Origin of the sequence: Marinimicrobium sp. UBA4509 (assembly GCF_002388575.1) — a bacterium.
GTDB lineage: Bacteria > Pseudomonadota > Gammaproteobacteria > Pseudomonadales > Cellvibrionaceae > Marinimicrobium > Marinimicrobium koreense.
On record NZ_DGMV01000079.1, the window covers coordinates 3,707 to 7,579 of the forward strand.

The window sequence follows — 3,873 nt, forward strand, 5'->3', positions numbered from 1 at the left end:
AGGGATGGGTTCACGGCGTGTCTGGAAACAGTACACCCCGAAGCGGCCCGGACGTCATGCAGCGAAAAAACTGATTGGAAGGAATGGACAAATGAACAGCAAAATGGAAACACGAGCGTTTATCTGGCTATTGCTGCTGGTCTCGGTGGGTTTTCTGTGGGTGCTCAAGCCCTTCTTTGGCCCCATCTTCTGGGCCTGTGCCGTCGCCATCATCTTCTATCCCGTACAACAGCGGCTGCTGAACAAATTCAACCAACGCGAAAACATCGCCGCCCTCACCACCCTGCTGCTCTGCCTGGTCATCGTCATCCTGCCGGTGATCTTCATCATCACCTCCGTGGTCGCCGAGGGCGTCGGCATCTACCAGAAGCTGGATAAAGGTGACATCGATCTCGAACAATACATCGACCGGGTCCAGGAAAGCTTCCCGGTCATCCAGTCCGTGCTCGACCGCTTCAACATCAGTATTGATGAACTGCAGAGCCACGCGACCGACGCGGCCATGGCCACGGGCAAGTTCCTCGCGCAACACACCCTCGATATCGGACAGAATGCCTTCCGCTTCGTGCTCAATATCTGCCTGATGGTGTATCTCACCTTCTTCATGCTGCGCGACGGCTCGCGGCTGCTCGAGCTGCTGATCAAGGCGCTGCCGATTGGCGATGAACGCGAACGGCTGCTGTTTCGCAAGTTCGCGGAAGTGACCCGGGCCACGGTGAAAGGCAATATCGTGGTGGCAGCGGTTCAGGGGGGCCTCGGGGGCATCATCTTCTGGCTGTTGGACATTCCCGCCCCCATGCTCTGGGGCGTGGTCATGGCCTTTGCCTCCCTGATTCCCGCCGTCGGTGCCGCCATCATCTGGGCGCCGGTCGCCATCTACCTGCTCGCCACCGGCGACTACACCCAGGGCATTATCCTGGTGGCCTTCGGTGCGGGGGTGATCGGCCTGGTGGACAATATTCTGCGCCCCATTCTGGTTGGCCGGGACACCAAGCTGCCCGACTACGTCGTGCTGCTCTCCACCCTCGGGGGTATCGCCCTGTTCGGGATCAACGGTTTCGTCATGGGGCCCCTGGTAGCGGCCCTGTTTGTGGCCTTCTGGGGTATTTTCGTGCGCGAATTCAACTCCGAGAACACCCTGACCGGCGCCGACCGGGACTCGCTCGAGCACCAGAGCTAAGCCGACTCGCTGTGGTACACTCCCCCGCTTTCTGACCGGGCGCACGCCTCGAAAGGTGCGCCCTTCACGCCTGCCAGACCGGATCGATTATGTGGTTTAAAAATCTACGCCAGTTTCAACTGACCGAACCCCTGAATGACAGCGCCGAAGCGCTCTCGGACAAGCTCAGCCAAGCGCCTTTCAAGCCTTGCGGAAGCCAGGATATGAGCCGTTTCGGCTGGGTACCGCCCGCCGGCCCAGACGCCCAGGACTACGTGCACGCCAGCAACGGCTACCTGATGGTATGCCTGAAGCGGCAGGAAAAAATCCTGCCTGCAGCGGTGATCAACGAGCATCTGGAAGAAAAGCTTGCGGACATCCGCGCCGAGGAAGGCCGCCCGGTGGGCCGCAAAGAGCGCCAGACCCTGAAAGACGAAATCATCTTCGACCTGCTCCCCAAGGCGTTCAGCAAGTCCGCCCGGGACTACGCCTTCATCGCCCCCCAGGAGCGTCTGATCCTGGTCAACTGCTCCTCCAGCAACCGCGCCGAAGAGCTGCTCAGCCAGTTGCGTGAAGCCCTGGGTAGCCTCAAAGCCATTCCCCTGACCCCGCAGCAGGCACCAGCCCAGTTGATGACCCACTGGCTGCGTGGCGAAGACCTGCCCGCCGACTTTGTGTTGGGTGAAGAGTGCGAATTCCAGGCGGGCAAAGACAGCCGGGTGGTGCGTTGCAAGAACGTGGACCTGAGCGCGCCGGAGGTGGCCAGCCATCTGGAGGCCGGGATGTTCGCCAGCAAGTTGGCGCTGACCTGGAAAGAGGCAATCCATTTTGTGTTGGACGACCAGTTCGCGGTCAAGCGGTTGAAGTTTGAGGATAAGCTGCTCGAGCAGGCCAGCGACCGCAACCCGGAAACCGCTGCGGAAGCGTTTGATGCGGATTTTGCGGTGATGAGTATTGAATTGACCGCCTTGGTTAAGGCGTTGGTTGAGGCGTTTGGTGGGGCGGTGGAGCCGGAGTCGGTGGTGTAAGTTTGGGGTTGGGTTACGGCGGATGCGCGCTTCGGGGTTAGGTTATGGCGGATGCGCTTCGCTTATCCGCCCTACGCGAACTGCGGTGGTATGCGTAGGGCGGATAAGGCCAAAGGCCGCATCCGCCGTTACCGGACGTGACCACAAATCCAATACTTAATGCCCGCTACAACCGTCTTACGAAAATATCCACGTCGGACTGGCTGACTCTGGCCTCTCCGCCTGGCTGCCAGCCGCGTTTCTGGTAAAAGCCCTGCTGGTTGTCGGTAAACAGCCACAGCTCCGTTTCGCCCTGCTCATGGGCGTAGCGGCAGGCTTTATCCACCAACACACTGCCCAACCCTTGCCCTCTGAGCGCCTCCGGCACATACAGATTACTGAGCCATAACCGCTGCGCCCCGCCCGCACTCGCCTGATAGCGGACCAGACTGACACTGCCCAGAACTTCCGCTCCTTTACGGGCAATCAGCGTCACCGGGATGGCCTCGCGGGTGAGGTGGCGGTGCAACTGCTCCGCGCGGCGATCCAGCGATGATTTCAGGCCGCGAGCCAGACAATGTTCGTGGTGCCAGTGGGCGATGGTGTCGATAAAACCGCTGAGCCCCGCTGTGGAGGGCATCAGCGGTTCAATCACCAGAGAGGTGCCTGCCGCCACAGTGGCCTGTGGCGGGAAAGCGGTCGGTTGGGGGCTGGCCGTTTCGGCCATCTCGGCGCTTATTGTCCTGACGCCAGCAGCTCGTCAACCACACCCACGGCTTCCCCGTGGGCCTGTTTGTCGGCGTGGTAGCTGGAGCGCACCAGCGGGCCGCAGGCCGCGTGCTTGAAGCCCAGCTCGTGGGCGATGCGGGTGTACTCGGCAAACTCATCCGGGTGGACAAACCGATCCACCGGCAGATGGTCCCGGGACGGCTGCAGATACTGGCCGATGGTGAGCATATCGATATCGTGCTCACGCATATCCTTGAGTACCTCGATGATCTCTTCTTTGGTCTCCCCCAGGCCGACCATCAGGCCGGACTTGGTGAGCACGTCCGGACGGCGCTTCTTGTACTCTTTGAGCAGCTTCAGGGACCACTTGTAATTGGCGCCGGGGCGCGCCTGACGATACAGACGGGGCACGGTTTCCAGGTTGTGGTTGAACACATCCGGCGCTTCCTGTTCGAGAATATCCAGGGCAATGTCCATCCGGCCCCGGAAATCCGGGGTGAGAATTTCCACCTGCAGATTCGGGCTGTGCACGCGGGACTCGCGGATGCAGTCAGCAAAATGCTGGGCACCGCCATCGCGCAGATCGTCCCGGTCCACCGAGGTGATCACCACGTACTTGAGCCCCAGGTCGGCCACCGATTCCGCCAGATGCTTGGGCTCATCCGGGTCCAGCCCGTTGGGGCGGCCGAAGCCCACGTCGCAGAACGAGCAGCGGCGCGTACAGATGTCGCCCATGATCATGAAGGTGGCGGTGCCGCCGCCGAAGCATTCCGGCAGGTTGGGGCAGGCCGCTTCCTCGCACACGGTGTGCAGCTTCTGCTTGCGCAGCATCGATTTGATGCGCTGGATCTCGCCGTTGGCGGGCACCCGCACGCGGATCCAGTCCGGTTTGCGCTCGCGGGCCGGGCGGACTTCATTGACCAGCGGAATGGTGCGGACCTTGTCGGCGCCGCGTAGTTTGTCGCCGACTTTAACCTT

Annotated in this window: 4 protein-coding genes; 2 read left to right on the top strand and 2 right to left on the bottom strand. The window is 61.3% G+C overall.

Annotated features, from left to right (window positions below):
• Window positions 1-91 precede the first annotated feature (91 nt).
• A complete protein-coding gene (locus B3520_RS14795) occupies window positions 92-1,180 on the top strand; it encodes an AI-2E family transporter (RefSeq protein ID WP_286804864.1) in 1,089 nt (362 codons plus the stop codon).
• A gap of 89 nt (window positions 1,181-1,269) precedes the next feature.
• The gene (rdgC, locus tag B3520_RS14800) at window positions 1,270-2,187 is read left to right on the top strand and encodes a recombination-associated protein RdgC (protein ID WP_286804865.1); all 918 of its coding nucleotides are present in this window, start codon (window positions 1,270-1,272) and stop codon (window positions 2,185-2,187) included.
• 166 nt (window positions 2,188-2,353) lie between these two features.
• On the opposite strand, the gene B3520_RS14805 is transcribed toward rdgC, so the two are convergent.
• Together B3520_RS14805 and lipA are read right to left on the bottom strand one after the other, a co-directional pair.
• Window positions 2,354-2,893, bottom strand: a complete 540-nt coding sequence (locus B3520_RS14805; RefSeq protein WP_123638074.1) for a GNAT family N-acetyltransferase — start codon at window positions 2,891-2,893, stop codon at window positions 2,354-2,356.
• Window positions 2,894-2,901: 8 nt separating this feature from the next.
• Window positions 2,902-3,873, bottom strand: a 972-nt coding sequence (lipA, locus tag B3520_RS14810; protein ID WP_286876368.1) for a lipoyl synthase, incomplete at its 5' end; no start/stop codon positions are given.